26 protein-coding genes and 1 pseudogene are annotated in these 23,465 nt (G+C 66.5%); 14 read left to right on the top strand and 13 right to left on the bottom strand.

The genetic code is table 11. The features are described from left to right. Positions 1-3: 3 nt before the first annotated feature. Complete coding sequence (locus NZ773_07190) at positions 4-960, top strand: decaprenyl-phosphate phosphoribosyltransferase (GenBank protein ID MCS6801709.1); 957 nt, start codon at positions 4-6, stop codon at positions 958-960. On the opposite strand, the gene NZ773_07185 is transcribed toward NZ773_07190, so the two are convergent. Further along, positions 957-1,367, bottom strand: coding sequence for a pyridoxamine 5'-phosphate oxidase family protein (locus NZ773_07185; protein ID MCS6801708.1), 411 nt, complete (start codon positions 1,365-1,367; stop codon positions 957-959). The two genes, NZ773_07190 and NZ773_07185, sit on opposite strands and share 4 nt — an antisense overlap. A 150-nt stretch (positions 1,368-1,517) precedes the next feature. Between NZ773_07185 and NZ773_07180 the strand changes: the two genes are divergently transcribed. Both NZ773_07180 and NZ773_07175 read left to right on the top strand, forming a co-directional pair. Then, a complete protein-coding gene (locus NZ773_07180; protein MCS6801707.1) occupies positions 1,518-1,781 on the top strand; it encodes a hypothetical protein in 264 nt (87 codons plus the stop codon). Positions 1,782-2,120: 339 nt separating this feature from the next. Next, positions 2,121-2,657, top strand: coding sequence for a hypothetical protein (locus tag NZ773_07175; GenBank protein ID MCS6801706.1), 537 nt, complete (start codon positions 2,121-2,123; stop codon positions 2,655-2,657). Between the two features lie 105 nt (positions 2,658-2,762). On the opposite strand, the pseudogene fliN reads toward NZ773_07175, so the two are convergent. From fliN to NZ773_07145, 6 genes and pseudogenes are all read right to left on the bottom strand, one after another. Beyond that, a pseudogene (fliN, locus tag NZ773_07170) lies at positions 2,763-3,020 on the bottom strand (flagellar motor switch protein FliN). A 100-nt stretch (positions 3,021-3,120) separates the two neighbouring features. After that, complete coding sequence (locus NZ773_07165; GenBank protein ID MCS6801705.1) at positions 3,121-3,627, bottom strand: flagellar basal body-associated FliL family protein; 507 nt, start codon at positions 3,625-3,627, stop codon at positions 3,121-3,123. 12 nt (positions 3,628-3,639) lie between these two features. Then, positions 3,640-4,380 (bottom strand): OmpA family protein, encoded by a 741-nt coding sequence (locus NZ773_07160; GenBank protein MCS6801704.1) that lies wholly within the window; start codon positions 4,378-4,380, stop codon positions 3,640-3,642. After that, positions 4,377-5,180 carry a flagellar motor protein gene (locus NZ773_07155; GenBank protein ID MCS6801703.1) on the bottom strand — a complete coding sequence of 268 codons (804 nt, stop codon included), beginning with the start codon at positions 5,178-5,180 and terminating at the stop codon, positions 4,377-4,379. Before NZ773_07155 ends, NZ773_07160 begins: the two co-directional genes overlap by 4 nt. A 4-nt stretch (positions 5,181-5,184) precedes the next feature. Beyond that, the gene (locus NZ773_07150) at positions 5,185-5,397 is read right to left on the bottom strand and encodes a flagellar FlbD family protein (protein MCS6801702.1); all 213 of its coding nucleotides are present in this window, start codon (positions 5,395-5,397) and stop codon (positions 5,185-5,187) included. Positions 5,398-5,485: 88 nt separating this feature from the next. Continuing rightward, a complete protein-coding gene (locus NZ773_07145; protein MCS6801701.1) occupies positions 5,486-6,238 on the bottom strand; it encodes a response regulator transcription factor in 753 nt (250 codons plus the stop codon). A 366-nt stretch (positions 6,239-6,604) separates the two neighbouring features. On the opposite strand from NZ773_07145, the gene flgC reads away from it, so the two are divergent. From flgC to NZ773_07120, 5 genes are read left to right on the top strand one after another with little or no spacing between them, the layout of a single operon-like run. Then, positions 6,605-7,048 (top strand): flagellar basal body rod protein FlgC, encoded by a 444-nt coding sequence (gene flgC, locus NZ773_07140; protein MCS6801700.1) that lies wholly within the window; start codon positions 6,605-6,607, stop codon positions 7,046-7,048. Between the two features lie 11 nt (positions 7,049-7,059). Continuing rightward, complete coding sequence (fliE, locus tag NZ773_07135) at positions 7,060-7,365, top strand: flagellar hook-basal body complex protein FliE (protein MCS6801699.1); 306 nt, start codon at positions 7,060-7,062, stop codon at positions 7,363-7,365. Beyond that, complete coding sequence (locus NZ773_07130) at positions 7,362-8,471, top strand: flagellar hook-length control protein FliK (protein ID MCS6801698.1); 1,110 nt, start codon at positions 7,362-7,364, stop codon at positions 8,469-8,471. The genes fliE and NZ773_07130 overlap by 4 nt, the downstream gene beginning before the upstream one ends. 3 nt (positions 8,472-8,474) lie before the next feature. Continuing rightward, positions 8,475-8,891 carry a hypothetical protein gene (locus NZ773_07125; protein MCS6801697.1) on the top strand — a complete coding sequence of 139 codons (417 nt, stop codon included), beginning with the start codon at positions 8,475-8,477 and terminating at the stop codon, positions 8,889-8,891. A gap of 2 nt (positions 8,892-8,893) precedes the next feature. Further along, entirely contained in the window at positions 8,894-9,838 is a 945-nt protein-coding gene (locus NZ773_07120; GenBank protein MCS6801696.1) for a flagellar hook-basal body complex protein, read from the top strand. 133 nt (positions 9,839-9,971) lie between these two features. On the opposite strand, the gene NZ773_07115 is transcribed toward NZ773_07120, so the two are convergent. Continuing rightward, the gene (locus NZ773_07115) at positions 9,972-10,112 is read right to left on the bottom strand and encodes a DUF5679 domain-containing protein (GenBank protein ID MCS6801695.1); all 141 of its coding nucleotides are present in this window, start codon (positions 10,110-10,112) and stop codon (positions 9,972-9,974) included. A gap of 171 nt (positions 10,113-10,283) precedes the next feature. Between NZ773_07115 and NZ773_07110 the strand changes: the two genes are divergently transcribed. The 4 genes from NZ773_07110 to NZ773_07095 all read left to right on the top strand — a co-directional run bounded on the left by NZ773_07110 (position 10,284) and on the right by NZ773_07095 (position 14,164). Beyond that, a complete protein-coding gene (locus NZ773_07110) occupies positions 10,284-10,739 on the top strand; it encodes a transcriptional repressor (GenBank protein MCS6801694.1) in 456 nt (151 codons plus the stop codon). A gap of 27 nt (positions 10,740-10,766) precedes the next feature. Next, entirely contained in the window at positions 10,767-12,032 is a 1,266-nt protein-coding gene (locus tag NZ773_07105; GenBank protein MCS6801693.1) for a DUF711 family protein, read from the top strand. A gap of 72 nt (positions 12,033-12,104) precedes the next feature. Next, a complete protein-coding gene (locus tag NZ773_07100; protein ID MCS6801692.1) occupies positions 12,105-12,986 on the top strand; it encodes a tyrosine recombinase in 882 nt (293 codons plus the stop codon). A gap of 5 nt (positions 12,987-12,991) precedes the next feature. Next, complete coding sequence (locus NZ773_07095; protein ID MCS6801691.1) at positions 12,992-14,164, top strand: sensor histidine kinase; 1,173 nt, start codon at positions 12,992-12,994, stop codon at positions 14,162-14,164. 23 nt (positions 14,165-14,187) lie between these two features. On the opposite strand, the gene NZ773_07090 is transcribed toward NZ773_07095, so the two are convergent. Continuing rightward, complete coding sequence (locus NZ773_07090; protein ID MCS6801690.1) at positions 14,188-15,336, bottom strand: sigma-70 family RNA polymerase sigma factor; 1,149 nt, start codon at positions 15,334-15,336, stop codon at positions 14,188-14,190. An 85-nt stretch (positions 15,337-15,421) separates the two neighbouring features. Here NZ773_07090 and NZ773_07085 point away from each other — a divergent pair, with 85 nt between their 5' ends. Both NZ773_07085 and NZ773_07080 read left to right on the top strand, forming a co-directional pair. Then, complete coding sequence (locus NZ773_07085; protein MCS6801689.1) at positions 15,422-18,145, top strand: hypothetical protein; 2,724 nt, start codon at positions 15,422-15,424, stop codon at positions 18,143-18,145. Continuing rightward, on the top strand, positions 18,142-20,406 hold the full coding sequence (locus NZ773_07080; GenBank protein MCS6801688.1) for a DUF2723 domain-containing protein: 2,265 nt from the start codon (positions 18,142-18,144) through the stop codon (positions 20,404-20,406). Before NZ773_07085 ends, NZ773_07080 begins: the two co-directional genes overlap by 4 nt. Here NZ773_07080 and NZ773_07075 read toward each other — a convergent pair. Genes NZ773_07075 through NZ773_07060 form a run of 4 tightly spaced genes read right to left on the bottom strand, consistent with a single transcriptional unit; the run spans position 20,403 to position 23,449 of the window. Continuing rightward, positions 20,403-21,374, bottom strand: a complete 972-nt coding sequence (locus NZ773_07075; protein MCS6801687.1) for an alpha-ketoacid dehydrogenase subunit beta — start codon at positions 21,372-21,374, stop codon at positions 20,403-20,405. The genes NZ773_07080 and NZ773_07075 overlap by 4 nt on opposite strands. Next, positions 21,367-22,419, bottom strand: coding sequence for a thiamine pyrophosphate-dependent enzyme (locus NZ773_07070; GenBank protein ID MCS6801686.1), 1,053 nt, complete (start codon positions 22,417-22,419; stop codon positions 21,367-21,369). Before NZ773_07070 ends, NZ773_07075 begins: the two co-directional genes overlap by 8 nt. Before the next feature lie 41 nt (positions 22,420-22,460). Then, a complete protein-coding gene (locus tag NZ773_07065; GenBank protein ID MCS6801685.1) occupies positions 22,461-22,826 on the bottom strand; it encodes a YraN family protein in 366 nt (121 codons plus the stop codon). Next, on the bottom strand, positions 22,823-23,449 hold the full coding sequence (locus NZ773_07060) for a ribonuclease HII (GenBank protein ID MCS6801684.1): 627 nt from the start codon (positions 23,447-23,449) through the stop codon (positions 22,823-22,825). Before NZ773_07060 ends, NZ773_07065 begins: the two co-directional genes overlap by 4 nt. Positions 23,450-23,465 lie beyond the last annotated feature (16 nt).

The raw sequence follows: 23,465 nt of genomic DNA, 5'->3' as shown, positions 1-23,465 counted from the left end.
CGAATGACGGCCGCGCCCCGCCCTGTCGAGACTGCTTCAGAGCGGCTCGCCGCTCCCCACCCGCCGCTTGCGGTGAGCCTCCTGCGCGCGCTGCGTCCGAAGCAGTGGACGAAGAACGGCGCCGTGTTTATGGCGGCAGTGTTCACGATCAATCTCTATTGGCGACCCGGCGACCCTGTCTCGCTCCTGACGGTCTTCGGCAAAAGCGTTGCTGCGTTTATCCTCTTCTGTGCGCTCGCAAGCGCCACCTACTTGGTCAACGACGTCGCCGACATCGAGCGCGACCGTCAGCACCCGGAAAAGCGGCGGCGGCCAATCGCTGCCGGTCTCGTCTCGCCGCTGCTTGCCCTCGCCGTCGCCGCCCTGCTCGCCGGGGCCGCTATCCCCCTCGCCTTCATGCTCAGCCGCGAGTTCGGCCTGGTGGCTGTGCTGTACTTCGCCTCGCAGTTCCTCTACTCGTACGTGCTCAAGCACCAGGTCATTCTCGATGTGTTCACCATCGCCGCCGGGTTCGCGCTCCGCGTCGTCGGCGGCGCCTTTGCAATCGACGTTCCGGTCTCCCCGTGGCTGTACGTCTGCACCATCCTCGGCGCGCTCTTCCTCGGCTTGTGCAAGCGCCGTCACGAACTGCTGCTGCTCGAGGACGGAGCGACGAACCACCGGAAGACGCTCGAAGCGTACACCACCCAGCTGCTTGACCAGATGATCGCCGTCGTCACCGCATCGACCGTGATCGCCTATTCGCTCTACACCTTCTCAGCAAGCAACCTGCCTGCCAACCACGCCATGATGCTGACGATCCCGTTCGTTCTCTATGGGCTGTTTCGCTACCTCTATCTCGTTTACCAGCGCGGCCTTGGCGGCAGCCCCGACGACCTACTCCTTCGCGATGCGCCGCTGCTGATCGATGTTGTCCTTTGGATTGGGGTTTCGCTGCTGGTCCTCTATTTTGCTCGCTAGCCCAGGCCGTAGATCCGCCAGCGGCGGGGGGTGAAGACGCCGAGGCAGGTTCCGTTTTCGATCGACAGCGTGCGCTGCCGCTGGGCGAGCCCCTCCTCGCCGAAAGCGGTGCGGATTAGGGTGTTCCACATCTCCTGCGCTTCGGCGTCATCGCGCAGTTCCATCGTCCCCCAAACGACGACATGCGCATAATCGCCCGGCCGAAAGAGGGTGACGCAGGCGCGCGGGTCGCGCTGCAGGTTGAGCTTCGCCTGCTTGCCCGTCATGCTGAAGAGGAGCACCCCATCGCCATAGCCCATCATCATCGGCTTGACATGAGGCTCGCCGTTCTTCTTCGTGGTCGCTAGGGCGACCCACTCGTCGAGCTTGTGGAGCGTCTGCAAGGCGGCAAGCAGTTTCGGATCCACGGGAACCTCCTCGGTCGTTCGTCGGAAGCACTAATCATTGAGCGGGCGCGCTGTGCCACCGGTCAATCTTAGCGACTTCTTAGCCGCGCTTCAGGCTGCTTTCAGCAGAGCGGGCGACAATCGAGCCAAGAACGCGCTGGAGGCAGCCCCATGAGAACCGCGCCGATACACCGTCCTTCCGATGCCGGCACAGCGACCTGCCGGCATTACTGGATCCTCGAGAGCGACGCTGCAGCCGAGACAACGGGCACTTGCCGGCTCTGCGGGGCAACCCGCGTCTTTCAGAACCACTTGCCCGGTGATCGCTACGCCAAGGAATGGCGAGAAGCGCGCCGCTACGCCACCGTGCTCGACCGCCGTCTTGCCCCCGTGCCGCAGCCGCACCCAAGTGAGGAGAGCGCGTTCGAGCATTAACCTGGCTCGCGCCGCAACGCTTGCCGACTCTCCGAGGGTACAGCGCCTTCTGAATTGAAGGCGCAGCGAGCCCGCATTCCCCCTGCTGGGCACTGAGCAGGACAAACCGATCGCTCTAGGACGCTCCTTCCGCGCGGCGCGCGCCTCCTTTCATCCTCTTTCGCCCTCGCCATGCGCTTCGCCCCACGCATGGGCCATGCACCCAAACGCGCCCGCCGCACTGTTCTGCCGCCGTCCCAGCCATTCCCCTCGGCTCCCTCGCGCCTGCTTCGGCCATTGCCGTCGCGGTATGCTGGAGCCGCTAGGCGCGGTCTCATTCTCAGCCTGAGGAGGCGACGAATGACAGAACAGAATCCCAGTCCACCGTCTCGGTCGAAAGCCTCCCCCACTCTGCCTTTGCCGAGCATAGAATGGCTCGGCGGCGGCGTTTTGGTTCTGATTGGGGTGCTCCTCCTCATCGCCCAAGTCGTTCCGAACTTCGGACAATTCGTTGCCCTTATCATCGGGCTCACTTTCCTCGCGGCGTCGTTCGTCACGCGCGCTTACGGCCTGCTCATCCCCGGAGGAATTGTCACGGGAGTTGGAGTAGGCATTGTCTTGGCAGCGAACACGAGCGGCCCGCTCGCGGGAGCGCTCTTTCTCTTCGCCCTCGCAGCGGGCTTTGTGCTCGTTTGGGTCGGAGGAATTGTGCTTCGCGTGCAGCCAGCTGGCGGCTGGTGGCCACTTCTCCCCGCCTTTTTCATCGCGCTGGCCGGTCTCACCGCTCTCGGCAGTCAGGGACTGGAATGGATGTGGCAATATGGGTGGCCGGTTGTGCTGATTGCAGTCGGAGGGTTCTTGATCGTGCGCGCCGTGCTGCGCCAAGGAAATCGCTAAGCGCCTCCGCCAGACTCTGAGGAGCCGCTCGTTAGCAGCAGCGCTGGGTGTCGGGCAGACGTCGGCCCTGAGCGCTCTGCCGAACCGAACGGCAGCGCGTGAGGATTACTCCTTCCCGGGCAGCCGCTTGTTCGGGGCGATGATATCGGTGATGCGTACGCCGAAATTTTCATCGACCACCACCACTTCTCCGCGCGCGATCGGACGGTCGTTGACTAGGATGTCCACCTGCTCCCCGGCGAGGCGGTCGAGCTGAAAGACCGACCCTGGGCCAAGCGACAACACTTCGCGCACGCTCATCGTAGTGCGGCCTAATTCCACCGTGACGCGCAGGCTGAGGTCGAGAATGAGATCTAGGTTCTGATGCGCATTGACCTCGGTGCTTTCGCTGAACGGCATGAACTCGGCCTTGCGAACCACGGTCTTCTGCTCGGTCTCCTTGCGCACGGCCATCGTTCCTCCGCTACTGCATCACGAATTCGGTGAAATAGATGTTGACAACCTCCGGCTCTTTGACTGCCGCTCTGAGCCGCTGCAGCAACTCATTCTTCAAGCGTTCTTTTCCCTCGAGCGTCATCAGGTCAGTCGAACGCTTCGAAGAGATATGCATGATAAAAACGTCCTGCATCACCGCGACCCGGCTTGCCATCTTCTTGCGGAACTCGTCTTCCTTCTTTTTGCGCTCTTCGTCGCTCGCCTTGTACCAGTCGTCCTTCTCCGGCTTGAACTCGACAGCCGCCGCGATCTTCAGGTAGCGACCGGTTCCGCTATCCGCCAAGTTGATCACGCGCTCAGGGAGCAGGATCGTCGGGCCGAGCTTAGTGTGGTCCTCTTTCTTGCTTTCGGCCGGCTTGGACTCCCCTGCGCTTGCTGCGCCCGGCGCGAGAAACTGCATCGCGATGAAGGCGCCGCCCGCTGTTGCAAGCAGGAGAAGCGGGATCGCAATCAGGATCGGAAGCAGTCGTCGCATCGCCCATGCTCCTTAGCCGCTGCCCGGGGTGTAGAGGATGACAATCTCGGCGCGTCGGTTTTGCGCGCGGCCCGCCACGCTATCGTTCGGAGCGACCGGCTTGTACTGGCCGTAGCTCGCTGCAGAAAGCCGTTCCGGCGCGACGCGCCCTGGTCCGGCGAAGTAGCGCAGCACCGCCAGGGCCCGTGCCGCGGCAAGCTCCCAATTCGAGGGATAGAGCGCTGCTGCTGGCGGCAGGTCGTCGGTATGGCCTTCAATCCGGATTCGGTTCGGCAGCGGCCGGATCAGGTCAGCGATCTGATCGAGCAGCCGCAGCGCTTCGGGACGGATTTCCGCTCGTCCTGAGGGAAAGAGCAAGGACCCTGAGAGCGTGATAACTGTGCCCTCGCGCGTGGTGTTGATCGAGACGCTGCCCTCGAGCCCTTCCTCGCGAACCAGCCGGGTCAGCGCCTCCTGCAGGACGCCAAAGTCTTGACGCTGCGTGTTGGTGATGAATGGATGGGCAACGTCGCCGCCGCCCTGTGCCAGCCCCGTCTTCGCGTCGCCAAGGAAGATCCCGGGTGAGAACGCCTTGGTGAGCGCTTCGCCAAGGACGACCGCCTTCTTCACGTCAACGGTGGAGATGGCATACATGATGACAAAAAGCATCATGAGCAGCGTGATGAGGTCGGCGTAGGTCAGCAGCCAGCGCTCGCTGTTGTTATGACCTGCGCCGCCATGGCCCCCGCCGCGCCGCTTTCCATGACTGCTCACGCGACGGCTCCTTCCTTCCGCGCTTCCGCGTTCGCCGCGCGCCGGCGCGCGCTTGGCGCAAGGAAGCCGAGCAGCTTCTGCTGGATGACGCGCGGGTTCTCGCCCGCCTGGATCGACAGGATGCCCTCGATCATCATCTCACGGACGAGCACTTCCTCTTGGCTCAGCTTCTTCAGCCGACCGCCGATCGGCAGGAAGATCAAGTTGGCGGTGCCGACGCCGTAGAGCGTCGCGATGAAGGCGACCGCGATCCCATGCCCGAGCTTTTCGATGTCGCCGCTGCCGAGCATCTCCATGACATGAACGAGGCCCATTACAGTGCCGAGCACACCCATTGTCGGCGCATACCCGCCGAGAGCCTCGAAGACGGTGTAAACACTTTCGTGGCGTTTTTCCATCACGTACAACTCATTGCGAAGGGTCTCGCCGACGACTTCCGGGTCCGTTCCGTCGACGATCAGCTCGATGCCTTTCTTGAGAAAGTCATCATTGATGCTTTGCGCTTCACTCTCCAGCGAGAGCAGACCCTCTTTGCGCGCTTTCTCCGCGAGTGTCGTGATCCGCGTGATCAGGCTCGGCGGGTCGATATCCGGCTTGCGAATGAGCTTGACGAGCGCCTTCGGAGCGGCAGCGAAGTTGGCGCCAGGCGTAGCAAGCATGGTGATGCCGATCGACGAGACGACAACGATGACAAAAGCAGGAAGCTGAATGAGCGAGGCGGGGTTTCCTCCTTCAAGGATATTGCCCCCGATCACGCCGAAAAATCCAATGATCACGCCGAGAATGGCCGTCAGCTGCATTGCGCTACTCCGCCACGCTCGCTATTTGACGGTCTGTGCCATGGATCCGGCGCTCGAGGGCGATGATCCGCTCGCTGACATCGTCGGCCGTCTCCCTGACGACAAGCTTCCGCCCCGTCGTCAGCGACACGACGGTGTCTGGGGTCTCTTCGAGAAACTCGATCAACTCTGCGTTGACATAGATATGGCTGCCGTCCAAGCGCGTCAGCTTGATCATGCGGCGGCCCAGCCTTTCCGGAAGCTCATCCTCTTCGTAGAGACCCGCCGGCGGCGGCTTCCGCGCTCGCTCGCGACGGGCCTCCCTTCTAATCATCGAGAGCGATCAGCCCCTTCTTGAGAGCGTATTTCAGCAGCTCGATCCGGCCACGGAGGTTCAGCTTCTCCATGATGTGCGCCTTGTGCGCCTCAACCGTCTTGACAGAGAGGTACAGCATGTTGGCAATTTCTTGGTTGCTGTAGCCCTCGGCAATCAGCTGTAGGACTTCGCGCTCCCGCGCCGAAAGCGGGTCTTCGTAAGTCCTCCGCTGCCCTGTCTGGGCGAGATGGAGATAGTCCCAGACGATGGTCTGCGAGAGGGCAGGGGAGAGGTAGGTATTGCCGCGATGGATCTCGGTAAGGGCGCGGATCAATTCGGTGGCATCAGCATCCTTCAGCAAGCAGCCCGAGGCGCCGGCCGCAAACAGCTGGTAGAGAACATCCGTTTGCGCACCGCTCAAGATCGCGAGCACCTTCGCCGCGCATTTGCGCTGCTTGATCTGGCGCGTCGCCTCGACGCCGTTGAGGAGCGGCATCGACACGTCCATGATCACGACATCGGGGTCGAGCTTTTCCACGACTGCGACCGCTTCTCGCCCATCACAGGCCTCGCCGACCACCTCGAAGTCGCCGACCACTTCCAGCATCGTTCGAATGCCTTGGCGAAAGAGAGTGTGATCATCAGCCAGCACGACACGGATGCGGCCGAAGGAAGGGCGCGTCGCTGCCCGCAATGGCGCCAGCCAAGACACCTCGAGCGCCGCGTCCCGCGGACGTTCTTTCAACACCAATCCACCAGCCATCGCTCCTCCGCTTTGCAGCGTTGTGGTAGCCGCAGTGTAGGGAGCAGCGCCTGAAGCAACGCAGGGCCGAAAGTCGCAACTTTAGTCCCCACGGTCGTCCCAAAGTTTCCTGACAAGGGTCCCGTGTTCCCTCTAGGACCATCTGCCTTCAAGAGGCAGGACTACCCGTCCCCCGGGCTGCTTGCCGCTTCCGACCCAGGCTGCCGGGCGTCATCAGCTTGCCAGTCCCCTGAAGCGCGATATCTCCTCCCGAGGGCAAGGGCAACGCAAAGTTCCGGGGAAGAGCGCGCGCAGGTAAGGAGTTTCCCGATATTCCCTGCAGTTCAAGCCCTCTAGGGTTGGGGCAGCACACCGCCGGAGCATCCAATGAGCATCCTCCATGCCCTTCGCGTCAGCGCCTCCGGGCTGACGGCCCAGCGAGTGCGCATGGACGTGATTGCAAACAACGTGGCGAACGCCGAAACCACGCGCACTGCCGACGGCGGTCCCTACCGGCGTGAATTGGTGCGCTTTCTCCCCCGCGGCGCGACGCCCTTCAGTCTCGTGCTGGACCGGTTTCGCGGCGCGAGCGGGCCAGCGTATGACGGCGTCGAGGTGACCGCTGTCTTCCAAGACGACACCCCCCCGCGCCTCGTCTATGACCCAACCCACCCTGACGCCGATGCCGCAGGCTATGTCGCCTATCCCAATGTGAACCCAGTCGTCGAAATGGTTGACCTGCTAGCGGCGACCCGGGCCTACCAAGCGAATGTCACTGTCTTGAACGCCGCAAAGCAGATGGCGCTCAAGGCGCTCGAGATCGGGAAGTAGCGAGGAGCACGATGGCTGAGATCGGCGCGATCGGAAGGATTAGTCCCCACCTCCCCCCACTCAGCAGCAATGCAGCTCACGCCGACGGCGCAAACGCCGACCTGTTCAGCAGAATGCTGACCGCCGCTATTGGAGCGCTCGCTGATCTGCAAGCGAACGCCGACGCGAAAGCGCAGGCTTTTGCTGCCGGCGAGCTGGTCGACCTGCACGACGTCATGATTGCGCAAGAACAGAGCAGCCTCGCTTTCCAATTCGGGCTTCAAGTGCGCAACAAGATCGTCGAGGCGTACCAAGAAGTGATGCGGATGACAATATGATGATTGCGCCGGTAGCTCCGCCCGATATCGTTTCCGCGCCCCCCTCCTCCGGCCGCGCTGCAGGCGGGCGCGGAGAATTTGCCGCCGCGCTCGCCGCCGTGGGGAGAACCGCCTCGACCACAGCGCGGCCGCCGGCGGAAGACGCTGCTCGCTCGCCCAGCGACGACCCAACCTCCCCCGAGGAGCCGCTCGACGAAACGACAGTGCCGCGCGACGAGCCAGAGCCGCTCTTTCCTGACCCGACGGTCGTACTCCTCCTCAGCGCCCTCTCCTCTGGAGCCGCCGCCGAGATCCCAGGAAGCGGGAATGCAGCAGCAGCGCCGCTCGTGGCCGTTGCCTCCCCTGCCGCCGGTGTTGCCGGCGCATCATCCCCCAGCGCTGCGACAGTTGCCGATCTCGCCGCTCTCATCCAGACTGTCGCCGGAGACGATCTCGTCGCTCCGGCAGCGCTTACGCTCGAGCCGCTCGCGCTCTCCGACAGCGCTGGACCCGCAGCCGAGATTGCCCTCTCCAGCCCTGCAGTTGAGGCCGACTTCTCCCGGTTTGGCGCCGAGACCGACCTCAGCAGGCCGGAAGCGCCCGCAGCCGAGCCTCTTCTTTCCGTCGGCGAGGGCGTGCGGCCTCTTCCCCTCGCTCCAGCTGCGCCGGCGCAGGGGAACAGCCGTCCAACGGCCCGGGAGATCGCGCCGCGCCAGCTTGTAGAGCAGATCGCGCCGCGGCTTGCCGGCCGGCTCGAGCAGACCAGCGAGTTCCGCATCACGCTGCAGCCTGAGTCGCTCGGCACCGTTGAGGTCGCCGTGCGCGTCAGCCCAACGGCCATCCAGATCGTTCTTGCCGCCGACGAGAAGGCCCGCGAACTGCTCTCTGCCGGGCTGGCCGAGCTGCGCGCGACCCTTCGTCCTCCCGATGGGCGCACTCTCGCCATCGACATTGCGGCCCGGCTGAGCAGCGGGTTCGATGCCAACACGCCTTTTGGGCGCGGTTCCAGCGCTTGGAGCCCTCCAACTCCAGCATCCCGCCGCGAGCGCGTTCACGACGAGCCGGCCGACCGCGCCCTCCCCTTGGCGCAGACCGCCGCCTCCGGGCGGATCGACTATCGGATTTAGGCGATGACCACACCAATCAGCACGATCCCCCCTGCGCCGCCCACTGCCCCGCCAGCGTCGTCCGCATCGCGAGCGCTGGCCAAGCAGACCGATTTCCTGAAGCTGATCGCCGCTCAGCTGCAGTATCAAAATCCGCTCGAGCCGACGAAGGACACCGAATTTATCGCCCAGCTGGCGCAATTTGAGTCGCTGCAGAAGCTGGAGCAGTTGAGCAAAGCGATGGCGAGCCTGCTCGCGCTCTCTCAGCTCAGTCAGACGAGCGCCCTGATCGGCAAGCGGGTTAGCGCCACCCTCGACGGCAAGACGGTCTCAGGCATTGTCAGCCGCGTCACGCTTTCCGGCGGCGAGCCGGCACTCTACCTCGGTGAGCAGCGTCTCCCGCTCAGCGCGGTCACCGAGATTTCTTCTGAAGGGAGCTAGCGGTGCTTCGATCGTTGTTTTCGGCGGTCTCCTCGCTGCGCAATCATCAATCAGCACTCGATGTCATTGCGCACAACTTGGCCAACGTGAATACCATCGGGTTCAAATCCGGACGCGCCAATTTCCAAGAGGCGCTTTCCCAGACGATCTCCGGGCCTCGCGCCCCTGCCGGCGCCGGAGGGGGCGGAGCGCCCGAAGGGCTCGGCGGCGTCAACCCCTCGCAGATCGGCCTCGGGATGCGTTTGGCGAGTATCGACACCATCCAAGCGCAAGGCAGCTTTCAAAACACCGGCCGAACGACCGACCTCGCGATCCAAGGCAATGGGATGTTCGTCCTGTCTGACCTGACCCCGGTGCCCGGGGGCGGCGGTGCGCCCTCACCTCGGATCACCTATACCCGCGACGGCTCGTTCGATGTAGACGCTACCGGCCGTCTCGTCAATCCGTCGAACGGCATGGTTGTCCTCGGCTACGCCATCCCAGCCGGGCAGCAGACCGCAAACCCTGCGCCGGGCGCGCCGCTCGTCCCGATCATCATTCCGCCGGGCACCTATGCCAGTTTTGCCGTTTCACCCAACGGCGTGGTCACCGGCTACACCGCGAACGGCACTGCCACCCCGATCGCCCAGATCGCCATCGCCAACTTCCCCAATCCGTCGGGCCTGCAGCGGGTCGGCAGCAACATGTTCGAGTGGACGCCCGCCGCAGGACTGCTCGCCGGCGCCCCCGCCGCGCCCACGGCCCAGGAAGTGGCGAATAATGTCTCAGGGGTGGCAGGCACCGGCGGCCGCGGCGAGATCATGCCCGGCACCCTCGAGATGTCGAATGTTGATATCGCCGGGCAGATGAGCGCGATGATCGTCACCCAGCGCGGCTTTCAGGTCAACAGCCGTGCAGTCACCACTGCCGACGAGATTCTTCAGGAGCTGCTCAACCTGAAGCGCTAGCCGGCGCCGTCGGCCGCGCAACGGCAGCCCCCCAGTGCGGCACTGGCTCCCGTGCCCGCAAGGCACAGCAGCGCGCATTAAGCCAGGACGACCGGCAGCTGCCGGTCGCCCCTTTCGACGGCTCGACAGGCCACTACCCAGCGCCGATACGGAACATTTTCGTTCCGCAGACCGGACATGTCCCCTCGGTCGCTGGCTTGCCGTTCTTCATCGTCACCTGCTTGGTATCCTTCATCTCGCGCTTCGCCTTGCACTTGACGCAGTAGGCCTCCATCGCCTTCCCTCCCTCGCCTTCGGTGAGCGTCTGCTGGGCGCGCATGCTAGCACAGCGTCCTTGTGCGCACAAGCTGTAGCTGAGAACGCGACCCTGCTCTCCCCAGCAAGCACCCAGAGCGCCCGCTGTTTCGCAGGCGCGGGTGCTATACTGGCAAAAAGGAGCGGGCTGATGAGCAGGCGAAGCGAACAGATCAGTCGCCTCCTGAATGAGCGCGGCTACTCGGTTACCCCAAGCCGTCGCGTCGTTATCGATAGCGTGGCAGACCGGGACACCATCTTCACGGCAAACGATGTCGTCGCGTGGGTCGACTCCGTCGACCCCTCCATCGGCCGAGCGACGGTATTTCGTACCCTTGACCTCCTAGCGCAGATCGGCGTACTCAACCGGGTGCATGGCGACAACGGCTGCCATCGCTACACCGTCTGCGATATGGGGCACCACCATCACTTCGTCTGCACCCAGTGCGAGCGCGTCATCCCCTTCGAGCTCGCCGGGCTCGAGAGCGAGATCCAACGGATTGCCGAGCAGGAGCATTTCGTTCTCTCCTCTCACCGCGTCGAGCTGTTTGGCCTCTGCCCCGCCTGCCAAGCGGGCGTTCCCTCCTCTCGCGAACCGCGTTCCTGAGTATTACCTCTGCAGAGGAGCACTTCCGTGCGCCTTCGCGCCATCACGCTCGGCATCTCCATCACCCCGCAAACGCTCGAGACAACAGTTGCCAAGAGCGCCGCATTTCTTGCGCGAAGCGCAGCGGCATTCCGCGCCGGCGGGTTCGAGGTGGATACCCTCCGCCTCACTACGCAGCCAGTCGATGAGGCGCTCGACGACCCCGGCGCGCTGGTCGAACTGGCGCGGCGGCTGGAGGCAGCAGCACTCGCCGCAGGGGTCGACTACGCCGCGCTTGGGCCGGCGCGCCTTGCCTCTCCTGCCGCACCGCTAGCGTGGGGCGACGCACTCGCCGACGCTCTTCTCGCTACAGAGCGCCTGTTCGGCTCGGTGCAGATCGGGCACGCCGAGGGAGGGGTCTCCGTCGTCGCTGCACGCGCCTGCGCGCGCGCAATTCAGCGGCTTGCGCGCGCGACCGACCACGGTATGGGCAACCTTCGCTTCGCCGTTCAGGCCTGTACACCGCCGGGCGGTCCCTTCTTCCCGACCGGGTATCACGACGGCGGTTCTCCCCAGTTCGCCCTTGCGCTCGAAGCGGCCGACCTCGCCGTTGCAGCGTTCAGCGCGGGGACGCTTGCCGCCTGCCGAGATCGCCTCGTCGCGACGCTGGAAGCGGTGGGCGGGCGTCTCGCCGCGATTGCGCACGCGCTCATCCGCGAAGAAGAAGAAGTGCGATTCGCCGGGATCGACCTGACGCTTGCTCCTTTCCCCACCCCAGACCGCAGCATTGTTGCTGCGCTTGAGCAGCTTGGCGTCCGCTTCGGCGGTCCCGGCACCTTGGCAGCGGTCGCCTTCCTTGCCGACACGCTGCGGCGCGTCGACCTCCCGCGCTGCGGATTTTCCGGGGTGATGCTCCCCCTGCTCGAAGACAGCGTCCTCGCTGAGCGTCACGCGGAAGGGACAATCACGCTCGACACCCTTCTCCTTATGTCGGCTGTCTGCGGTGCCGGGCTCGACACCATCCCCCTGCCGGGCGAGACGACCGAGGCTCAGTTGACCGGCATTTTGCTTGATGTCGCCGCGCTCGCCGTTCTGCTCGAGAAGCCCCTTACTGCTCGGCTCCTCCCCGTGCCGGGGCTTGGTCCCGGTGAGCGGACACGCTTCACCTTCCCCTACTTCGCCAACTCGACAACAGCGCGGCTCGCTGCCGACGGCCCTGCCGGTACGCTGGCCGAAACGCCAACGCTCGACCTTCGCCGACAGGTGCGAGGTGACCGACGGAGCGAAGTAGACGAATCGGGCGTCGCTCGGTGATACAATCCCCCATTGCGAGGGAGGCCAAGCCTCTCCCACGCGAGCTGGCCACGAGCGAGCGGAGGGCGATTCGTGGAGACGGATGTCATTGAGTTCCTAAGTTTCCTCGAGATTGAGCGGAAGTTCTCGCCCAATACGCTGGCGGCCTACCGGAATGACCTCTCCCAGTTTGTCGCTTGGCTGCGCGCCGAATGCCCCGCTGTTCAGCTGCTCGAGGAGTGGTCTGCCGTCACCGCGGAGGATACCCAGAGCTATGTCCTCTCCTTGCGCGAGCGCAAGTATGCGCCCGCAACGGTTGCCCGCAAAGTTGCTGCGCTCAAATCGTTCTTCCGCTTCCTTCGCACCGGCGGCATTATCAGCGCGGACCCCACCGAAGACCTTGAATGCCCCAAGGTGGGGAAGCCCGTGCCGCGCGCCGTTTCGGTGGAGGACATCGCTCGGCTCCTCGAGCAGCCGGCACGCCTGAACACCCCGGAAGCGCGGCGCGACAAGGCGATGCTCGAACTGCTGTACGCCACGGGAATGCGGGTCTCAGAGCTCGTCGCTTTGAACGTGGCGGATGTCAACCTGCTGGCCGGCTTTGTCCGCTGTGTCGGCAAGGGAGGGCGAGAGCGCATCCTCCCCGTGCCTGCTCCTGCTGCTGCCGCGGTGCAGACCTATCTCGTCGAGGCGCGGCCGCTGCTCGTGCGCGCCCCTGATCATGACGCCCTCTTCGTCAATCACCGGGGCGAGCGGCTTACCCGGCAAGGCTTCTGGCTCATCATCAAGGCGCACGCCCGTGCTGCGCGGCTGGAGGTGGCTATCACCCCCCATACGCTGCGACATAGCCTCGCCGCCCACAAGCTCGCAGAGGGCGCCGACCTGAAGTCGGTCCAAGAACTGCTCGGCCACGCTTCGATCACGACCACCCAGATTTACGAGCGCGTGCAGCCAGCAGCCGGAGCGCGCCGCTAACGCAGATGAACCCCCTCTTCCGCTGGCTGCGGCGGCTGGCGCTCGAACAGACTGCGCGCTACCTCGAGCGTCACGAGCATCTCGTCCTTCAGGAGTGGCACCGCCTCCTCGCCGACGCCCAGCTCCACACCCCCCGACGCGACGCAGAAAGCATCGTCGCCCGTGGGCGCGATAACCTTCGGCTGCTGGTCGCCGCTCTCCGCGCTGAGACCCCGGAGGAAGAGTCCCAAGTCGCCTCCGAAGCGTCGCGCTGGGGTGCCGAGCGCGCGCTGTGGGGCATCGAGCACGAACTCGAACTGAGCGACCTGCTGCAGCCGCTCTCGCTCTTCCGCGCTGCCGTCCAGTCGACTGTGCAGCGCATGCTTGCTCGCCGCCTCTGGCTCGCCGTGCCGAGCGACGTGCTCGCTGCGGTCGCCCGCATCAATGCCGCGATCGACCTCCAGCTGTTCGCCATCTCGGAGGAGTATCTGAAAGCGCGCGACCGGATCATCCGGAGCAACGAGGAAGCGCTCGAACGCAGCAACCGCCAGCTGCTGCTGCTCAATCAGGAGATGCAGCACCGCGTCCGCAACAACCTCCAGACAATCGCTGACCTCCTTTCGCTCGAGATCGCCAACGGGATCACCAAGCCGCCGGCGGAGTCGCTGCGCGAGAGCCTCGCCCGCGTGCGGTGTATCGCTGCCGTTCACGACCTTCTCACGCCCGACGCGGGCGAGTCCAACAACATGGGAGAGCTGGCGACGCGGGTCGCCGCGATTGCCGTGCGCGCCCTCGCCGGCGACCAGCCGATCGACATCAGCGTCCGAGGCGAGGCCTGGCCTCTCCCGACGAAAGCTGCGACTTCGCTCGCCCTCGTGCTGAACGAACTGATCAGCAACTCGATCGAGCATGGACTGCGCGGCCAGCCGGAGGGCCGCATCGAGGTGGTCTTTGCGACGGTCGAGGGGATGGGCGAGATGCGGGTCATCGACAACGGGGTTGGGCTTCCGCCGGGGTTCTCGCTTGATGAGGGACAGAACCTCGGGCTGCGGATTGCGCGCGCCCTCATCGCGGACGACCTGAAAGGCACGCTCGAACTTCACTCGAACGGCGGCACGGTCGCGACCATCCGGTTTCCCCTCCCCATCGCCCATCCTGCCGAAAAGAACTGTCCCCGGTCCGAAAGAACCGGGGACTGAGCGAGCCGCTCCGCGCGGCGCGCTTACTCCAAGAAGTCGCGCAGCTTCGCCCAGATGCGCGGCTGGCGCAGCTTGTGGAACGCCTCAGATTCGATCTGGCGGACCCGTTCGCGGCTGAGATTCAGCTCATTGCCGATCTCCTCCAATGTCCGCGCGCGGCCGTCGACCAGCCCGAACCGCAGCTTCACCACTGCCCGCTGCCGCTCGGTCAGCTCGGCGAGCACCTCATCGAGCTCTTCCCGCAGCGACTTCTCCGCGACTGCCGCCGACGGCTCCTGGCTGACGCGGTCGGGGACGAGATCGCCCAGCGTCAACTCATCTTCATCGCCGAGCGGCGTCTCGAGCGACACCGGTTGGCGCGCAGCGCGGATGATGTTCTCAACCCGCTCGGGGGTCGATCCCATCGCGGTCGCCACTTCCTCGACCGTCGGGTCACGGCCAAGGTCCTGGTGCAGCGCGTGCGCCGTCCGGTAGTACTGCCCGATCTGCTCAATCATGTGCACGGGGATCCGGATCGTCCGCGCCTGATCGGCGACAGCGCGGCTGACCGACTGGCGGATCCACCAGGTGGCGTAGGTGCTGAAGCGGAAACCCCGCCGGTAGTCGAACTTCTCGACCGCCCGCTGGAGGCCGAGGTTGCCCTCCTGGATCAGGTCGAGCAGCGGCAGGCCCCGGCCGAGGTAGCGCTTCGCCACCGACACCACGAGCCGCAAGTTCGCCTCCGTCAAGTGGCGGCGCGCCGCTTCACCCGCTTCAATGATCTTTTCCAGTTCTGCGCGGTCGCCCACCCCTTCTGCCAGCTGCTTCTTGGCGATCTCGCCCGCCTCGATCGCCTTGGCAAGCTCGATCTCCTCGTGCGGCTTCAGCAGCGGGACCCGATCGATCTCGCGCAGATAGATAGCAATCGGCTCCTCGACGCCGGTCAAGTCGCCGTCGAACTCGTCTTCGGCCTCCTCCGCGGCGGCACGCTGGCTGCGCCGGAGCACTTCGCCCGTGCGGGCAGCATCAAACTGCCCCTCCGACACGCCAAGGTCGTCCGTTCCGAGGTAGTCGCGCACCAGCTCCGGGTCGACCGGGACGCCGGCCAGGCCGAACCCCGTCTCATCAAGATGAAGCGCCCCGCCGTGTTCGCGGCTGAGCTCATGCTCTCGTTCAATCAATCGGTTCATCATCTTCATTCCACCTCACCGCAAGACAGGCGGTTCTGTCATCCCTGTTCCTCTCAGGATGACCTCCGGGCTGTGCTACCATCCCGGAGTGACATCCCGGCTCGCTTCCGATCCGGCGTTCCAGCCGGCCGTAACGAGCGTTTCGCTGGTCGTTTCGCTCCGCGGCCCGCTTCTTGCGGCGGCGAGCTACTTCGTTCTCGCCGTCATCCTGACGTGGCCGCTTCCGCTGCATTTTCTCGACCATGTCGTTGGGATCGACGTCGACGAGGGGATCTTTGTCTGGAACCTTTGGTGGCTCCGCTTTTCGATCTTCTCGCTCGGCGTCTCTCCCTTCTTTACCGACTATATCTTCTATCCGGTCGGCGTCAGCTTGGTGTATTACACTCTTACCTTTCTCAATGGCCTGCTCTCTCTTCCCCTGCAGCCCTTCATCGGGCCCATCGGCGCTATCAATGTCCTGTTGGTGCTTTCGTTGACCGGAAATGGTCTTGCCGCATTTCTCTTGTGTCGGTATATACTTGTGCGCGAGGGGATCCGCCCTGCCGGCATTCCAGCGTTTCTCGGTGGCGCGATCTTCGCGTTCGCTGCCTCGCGCTGGGTGTACGCGTCGTTCGGGTCGAGCAATCTGACGACGCTGTGGCCGCTTCCCCTCTTCGCGCTTTCCCTCCTTCAAACCCTCGATCGATGGGACGCCAAAGGGACGACCTGGGTCCACCCGGCCCTGGCCGTCCTTTGGTTCGCCTGTCTTTTCTACAACGAGTTAACGCTCGCCGCCTTCAGTTTGTTCCTTGCCTTCCCCCTCATCGGCCATCACCTCTGGCGCTCCGCCCGCGCCGGGCATCAGCCGCTGCGGCTGATCGTCCCGCTCGCTGCAATCGGCGCGGGATGCGCGCTTGTCGCCGCGCCCCTGCTTGCCCTGATGTGGCATGAGGATCGCCTCGAGGGGCACTATCTCACCAATCGCTGGGGCTACGCCGATGGCTTCTCCGCCGACCTCCTTTCCTTTGTCCTCCCCACGCACCTTCACCCCATCCTTGGCCCTCTCGCTGCACCGTGGACGAGCCAGTTCACCGATGTTCCTATTGTCTTTATCGGCTATGGGGTGCTTTTTAATACGATCGTTGCGCTCTGGCGGTTTCACGCGGCCCGGCGATGGGGATGGATGGCCGTCGCCTTCGCCGTGCTCTGTCTCGGCCCCGTGCTTCACATCCTCGGCCGCTCGCGCTGGACCTTCGACGGGATCGAGACGAATTTCCCCCTTCCCTATATCGCGCTCCACTATCTTCCGTTGATCAACGCCAACCGCTTCCCAAACCGTTTCAGCATCCCGCTGACGCTCTGCCTTGCTGTGCTCGTCGCCTTCGGCGCGGCGGCCGTGCTGCGGGCATTGCGCCCCCAGCGGGAGCGGCTCGCCGCCGGCGCCCTGCTCGTCGTCCTCCTCTTCGACCAGATCGCCGTGCCGCTGCCGCTGAACAACCTGCGCGCGCCAGCGATCTATCAGCTTATCGCCGCCGAACCCGGCGACTTCGCGATCGTCCAGCTGCCGCTCGGCTGGCGCAACAGCTACGGCGTGCTCGGCAAAGAGCGAACGACGATCCAAGCCTACCAATACGCCCACCAGAAGCGCATGCTCGGCGGCAACATCTCGCGCAACCCGCCCTTCAAATTCGTCTACTTCTCCGACCTGCCCGTCTTCGGAACGATCGCCCGCATCGAGCAGGGAGAGCAGCCCGACGCGGCGACCGAGGCTGCCGACCGCGCCGCTGCGCCGCGCTTGATCGCGCTCTATGACCTGCGCTTCCTCGCTGTCCATCGCGCCTACGGCGTCGCAGAAGCTGAAGCGTACGCGCAGCGGGTGCTCCCGCTCGAACTCGTCCGCGATGACGGCGCGACCGCGCTCTATCGCATCACGCCGCAACCCGTGTCCCTCCCTGTGGCGATCGCGTTCGGAGAGCCGGCCGGACGGCCGTATCGCGGCGACGGCTGGACGGGCGAGGAGGTCTACCAGGGCCGCCCCGTCCGCTGGTCGACCCGCTCCTCAGCGCGGATCTTCATCCCCAACGTCGGCGCAGCAGCGACAGTTTCGCTGACGGTCCGCGCCGCGCCGTTCGACTATCCCGGCCGGCCAGAGGGAACGCTCCGGCTGCGCCTCAACGGCCACCTGCTCGGAGAGTTCCCCCTGCACAGCGGCTTCCACGACTATCAAGTGACCGCCGCCGCTTCGCAGTTCGTCACCGGCGCAAATCGGCTCGATGTCGAGGTCGACCGCCTGGTCCGCCCGGCGGATGTCCTTCCCGTCGACCGGACCATTGGCGCTACCGGCATTCGCGCTCCCGTCGACCTGCGCGTTGAGTCGGCGGGACTGAACGCCGGCAATGCCGCGCGGATCGTCGTCGACGGCCGGTCAGTCGCGCGCGACCGGCGCGGCTACAACCTCGTCGCCCTCGACCCAGCGAGCGGCCGTATCCTCCTCTCTGCGAGCTACGACACATTTGCCGACGATGGCGCCTCCGGTCGGCTTGCCAAGGCGATCGCCGACCTCCCCCCGGGAACAATCGTCGCCCTCGCCGTCAAGGACGACGCCTCGGCCAAACTCGGCGAGGACGCCGTCGCCGCCTTCCGCGCGCTGGGGATCGCTACCGACCTCCGCGGCGGCTTTCGTCTCTCTCACGCCGCGATCGGCGTCAAGGGCGCAGCGCCCGGCACGGCCCTCGAGGCAAGCGGAACAGAGACCGTTCGCCTTGCCGTCGGGCGCTCCCTTGATGAGCGGACCCTCGGCATCGCCGTTGAGCGCGTGAGCATCGGCGGATGAGAGGAGACGCGACCGCTCCTCGCTCCCTCCGGGCGCTCGACCTGACGCTCGGCGCAGCGGCCGGGCTGGCGGCGCTTGCGCTCTACGTCCGAACACTCGCCCCGACTGTCCTCGCCTTCGATAGCGGCGAGTTCCAGTTCGCCGCGCCGACACTCGGCCTCGTCCACCCGACCGGCTACCCCCTCTATCTCCTCCTCGGCTGGCTGTTCGCCTTCCTGCCGGTCGGGGACGTCGCTTACCGCATCAACCTGTTCTCCGCGGTCGCAGCAGCAGCTGCCGTCGCGCTGACGACGCTCCTCGCCATCACGGTCCTGCCCGGACCGGCCGCTGCCGCGCGGCTGGGAGGGTTCGCAGCCGCCGCGCTCGCCGCGCTCTCCTCCGACCTCTGGTCTCAGGCCGTGATCGCCGAAGTGTACGCGCTTCAACTGCTGCTGCTCGCCGCCCTCACCCTCGCCGTCGTCCGCCGCTGGCCGCTTCCCCTCGTCGGGCTGATCGTCGGGCTGTCGCTCGCCCACCACCGCGCCGCGCTCCTGACGCTGCCCCTCCTTGCGCTCTTTCTCGCTGCCGACCGCGGCCGAGCGCTCCTCGCGCCGCGCTCCCTCGCGCTGACGGCGCTGCTTGCTGTCCTCCCCCTCGCGCTCTATCTCTACATTCCCCTGCGCGCCGACCATTCGCCCTATCTCGCCCAAGAGACGGCAGGCGGCCGCCGCATCGTCTCCTTCCAGAACGACCTCGACGGCTTTATCGATATGGTGACCGGCCGAGTCTTTGCCGACAAGCTGACTTCCCCCCTGCGCCTTGAGGAGCGGCTGGCACTCTTTCTCCGCCTCGCCGGGCGGCAGTGGCCCAGCGCAGTCTGGCTGGCGGCAGGGCTCGGGGCCCTAATGTTGCTCGTGCGGAGACCGCGGGAGGGGCTGCTCGTAACGGGCATCTTCGCCGTCACGGTCGCCTTCGCCCTGCTCTACCGGATCGGCGACATCGAGGTCTATTTCATCCCGGCGTATTGGGCAGCGGCGCTGGCGGCAGGCACGGCACTCGGAGCGCTCGTCGAGGCGGCACGCCGGCTAGCAGTCGGCCTCGCGCTCGGCGGCGCGGCGACAGCGCTCCTCGTGGGGGCCGCTCTGCTCACCACGCTGCCCCGTGTCGACCGGAGCGGCGACCGGGAGGTCCGGCAGCGTTGGGAGCGCATCCTCGCCGCACCGCTCCCGCCGCGCGCCATCCTCGCCTCCGACGACCGCGACGACCTGACACCCCTCTGGTACTTTACGCTCGTCGAAGGGGTGCGTCCCGACCTCGTCGGCCTCTTCCCCGGCATTGTCAACAGCCCGGAGTACGCCGACCTCGGGCGGCTGATCGACGGCGTGCTCGGCCCCGGCGAGCAGGTCTTCCTCATCAAGGAGATGCCGGGGCTGAGCGTGAAATACCGGCTTGAGCCGGTCGGCGCCGTCTGGAGGGTGGTCGGACCGGCCGTCGACCGCGAGCCGCCAACCCGGCTTGACGCCGCTGTCGGTTCGGCCCTGCGGCTCGACGGAGCGGAATTTCCCCCCCAGCCGGCGGGCGCGACGCTGCCGGTCGCGCTCTGGTGGTCAGTCGTCGCGCCGCCCGAAAAGAACCTGACGACCTTCGTCCACCTCCTCGACCACCGAGGGCAGCTCGTTGCCCAGAGCGATGCGCCGCCGGGCGGAGTGTTCTATCCGACCAGCCGCTGGCGCCCTGGCGAACGGCTGCTCGACCGCCATGAGCTGCGGCTGCCTGAGGCGCTGCCGGCCGGGCGCTACTCCCTGCGCGCCGGCGCCTACGACGAGGCGGTGCGCCGGCTGCCGACAGCCAGCGGCGACACGGTCGAGCTCGGCACTGTGCGGATCATTCGTCCTCCCGTTGTCGCTCCTGACCGCCCGCTCGCCGCCGACTTTCCCGGCGTCGGCCAGCTTGAGGGCGTGACAGTCGACGGGGATCGCGTGCGCCTGTTCTGGCGCGCCGCCGGGCCGACCCCTGCGCCGCTCACGGTCTTTCTCCACCTCGTCGACGGAGCGGGACGGCTCGTTGCTCAGGCTGACGGCCCGCCGGCGGACGGCGCGCTGCCGACCGACGCCTGGCTGCCCGACGAGCGGCTGCTGGACGAGCGTCGCCTCCCCCTGAGAAGCGTGCCGCCGGGCGACTATCGGCTGCTCGCCGGCCTGTATGACCCGGTCACGGGCCAGCGCGTGCTGCTGGCGCACGGCGGCGACAGCGCTGACCTCGGGCCGCTGCGCCTTCCTTAGCGCCCGTGGACGACGGCGAGCGCAGCGCCCGCAATGTCGCGGCGGCTCGGCAGCACCAGCGCGATCGACGGGACATCGGCCGGCGGCACGACGAACGGCAGGCCGACGCGGCGCGGCCGAGCGGTCAGGGCGCCCGGCGCGGCTTCCACGACCGAGGCGACAATCTCGGCGCCGATGCCAGCGAAAACGACGGCCTCGTGCGCAACGACAAGACGGCCCGTCTTGCGCACCGAGGCGACGATCGTCCCTAGGTCGAGCGGCACGAGCGAGCGCACATCGATCACCTCAGCGGACAGCCGCGCCGCAGCGAGATCGTCCGCCGCCGCAAGCGCTTCATGCACCATCCATCCGCTCGCGACGATCGTCACGTCATGCCCCGCGCGGCGAACGGCCGCCCGGCCGAGGGGAACCGCATGCTCGTCGTCGGGGGTCTCGCCGGCGTGGCGCGCCACCCGCTTGTCGAGCACAAAGACGACCGGGTCGTCATCCCGAACCGCGCTCCGCAGCAAGCCGGCAGCATCGGCGGGCGTGGCCGGCATCACGACCTTCAGCCCTGGCAGGTGAGCGAACCACGCCTCGAGCGACTGGCTGCGCAGAGGTCCGGAGCGCGTCATTCCGGTGGTGATGATGAAGACGAGCGGCAGCTGCAGCCGTCCGCCCGAGCGGAAGTGCAGCTTGGCGGCGTGGTCCGCGATCTGGCTGAGTGCCGGCGCCGCCTGCTCGGCCGTCCCCAGTTCGACAACCGGCCGCAGCCCGGTGAGCGCCGCCCCGATCGCGATGCCGGCCAGCCCGACGCCGCTCCCGGGAACATTCCACGCCCGGTCTGGGCCGAACCGCTCGGCCGCGCCGCCGCTCACCCGAAACAGCCCGTGGCCGCCAGCACGGCCGAGCACGACGACAGTCTCGTCCCGCGCCATCTCGCGCAGCATCGCCGCAGCGAGCGCCGCCTCTGTCGTCTGCTCAGCCATCGTTCACGCCAAGGCGCGGCCACGCGCGATCGATCGGCGCCTGATAGACGTCGCGCAGCAGCGTCCCGGGATCGGGCGCCGGCCACGAGCGCGCCCACGCGAGGTCGGCATCCGCCTCCTCACGCGCCCGCCGCTCGACGAGAGCCTCGTCCTCGGCGGTCAGCAGGCCCATCATCCGCAGCCGCTCGGCGAAGCGGACGATCGGGTCGCGGCGGCGGACCACATCGTCCGCTCCGCCATCGCCAGCCAGCACGGCGCGCGGCGGGTCGAGCCGCGCCTCGATGAAGCTCGGGCCGCGGCCGGCGCGGGCGAGCGCCGCCGCCTCGCCCACGGCCCGGAAGACGGCCAGCGGGTCCGCCCCATCGACCGCGACCCCGGCCATGCCCCAGCCGGGCGCGAGAGCGATCAGAGAGTCGAGCGCTCGGACGGCGCGATAGGCGTCCGGCTCGGTGAGCAGGTTTTCATAGACGAAGACCACCGGCAGCGCACGCAGAGCGGCGAGATTTGCCGCCTCAGCGAAGGCGCCTGAGCCGACCGCCTCGTCATTCAGGAAGGCGAGCACGACGAGGTCACGCTGGCGCGAGCGCGCGCTGAAGGCCGCCCCGACCGCAATCGGCAGCCCGTCGCCTCCCCCGAACGTGCCGAGAACGCCGCGCTCAGCGTCGAAGAGAAAGGTGGGGCCGCCCTTGCCACTGGCGAGGCCATCGGCTTTTGTCAGCAGCTCAGCGAGAAGGGCGCGCGGCGAGACGCCTTTTGCCAGCAGATGGCCATGCGGCCGGTCCGTCGAGACAAGATAGTCCTCGTCGCGCAGCGCCGAGCACGCGCCGACCGCTACCGCCTCCTGCCCCGCTGAGAGCTGGACCCCTTTCAGCACCCCTTCCTCAAGCAGACGAGCGACCCGCAGTTCGAAGGCGCGGACCCGGATCATCCGAACGTACATCACGCGCAGCAGCGCGTCGTCGACGCGGACAAGCGCCTGCTCCTCGCTGCGCAGCGCGGCTGCCCGCAGCAGCCGGACTGGGACCTCGCGTCGCTGGTCCAGCATGGCGAGCATTGTCCGCAAGATGCCCCGGCAGCGTCAACGCCTCACTGCTCTTCCACCGCCGCGCGCAGATGCTCGACCCGGAGCAGCCGGCCGTCTGGGTCGAGCTCGACCGCGACAAGATCAATGCGCCAGTCGGCAGTCTCGCGGCCAGCCTGCTGCAGATAGCGCTGCGCTGCCCGCACTAGCCGCTCCTGTTTGCGCAGCGTCACCGACTCCTCAGGCGAGCCGAAAGCGCCCCCGCGGCGTGTCCGCACCTCGACGAAGACGAGGGTGTCGCCTTCTGCGGCGACGAGGTCGATTTCGCCCTCGGGGAAACGCACGTTCCGAGCAAGGAGGTGCAGCCCGGCGCGCTCGAGCGCGTCGGCAGCGATCGCCTCGCCAAGCCGGCCGAGCCGATCGCGCTTCACCGCTCGAGGGAGAGACGCAGCGGCGCGAAGGAACGCCGGTGCTCCGGCGTGGGGCCGAGCCGGGCGAGCGCCTCGAGGTGCTCCGCCGTCGCGTAGCCCTTATGGCGCGCTAGGCCATAGTCCGGATAGCGGCGGTCGAGTTCATACATCAGGCGGTCGCGCTCAACTTTGGCGACGACCGAGGCGGCCGCGATCGTCCAGCAGCAGGTATCGCCGCGGACAATCGCGCGCTGCTCAATGCGGAGGCCCGGCAGAGCGACGGCGTCGATCAGGAGCGCCGTTGGCTGCTGGGGAAGCGCGCGCACCGCCCGCATCATGGCGAGGCGCGTGGCGGCAGCGACCCCGAGGTCATCGATTTCGGCGACCGTCGCCAAGCCGAGGGCGCAGGGCAGCGCGCGGACGATCGCGGCGGCCAGCCGTTCGCGCTCCGAGGCTGTCAGCTGTTTCGAATCGGCGACCGGCAGGTCCCACGGGGCATCCGGCGGAGCGAGCACCGCGGCCGCAACAACCGGTCCAGCGAGCGGCCCGCGGCCGACCTCATCGACACCCGCTACGAGGGCGTGGCCGGCGGCGAAGAAGCGGTCTTCCTGCTCACGGGTCGGCCATGTTCGAACGACGACCATAGGCCCTCACGGGAAT

Source organism: Dehalococcoidia bacterium (genome assembly GCA_025054935.1).
Taxonomy (GTDB): domain Bacteria; phylum Chloroflexota; class Dehalococcoidia; order SpSt-223; family SpSt-223; genus JANWZD01.
This window is presented reverse-complemented; position numbering and strand designations above follow the sequence as displayed.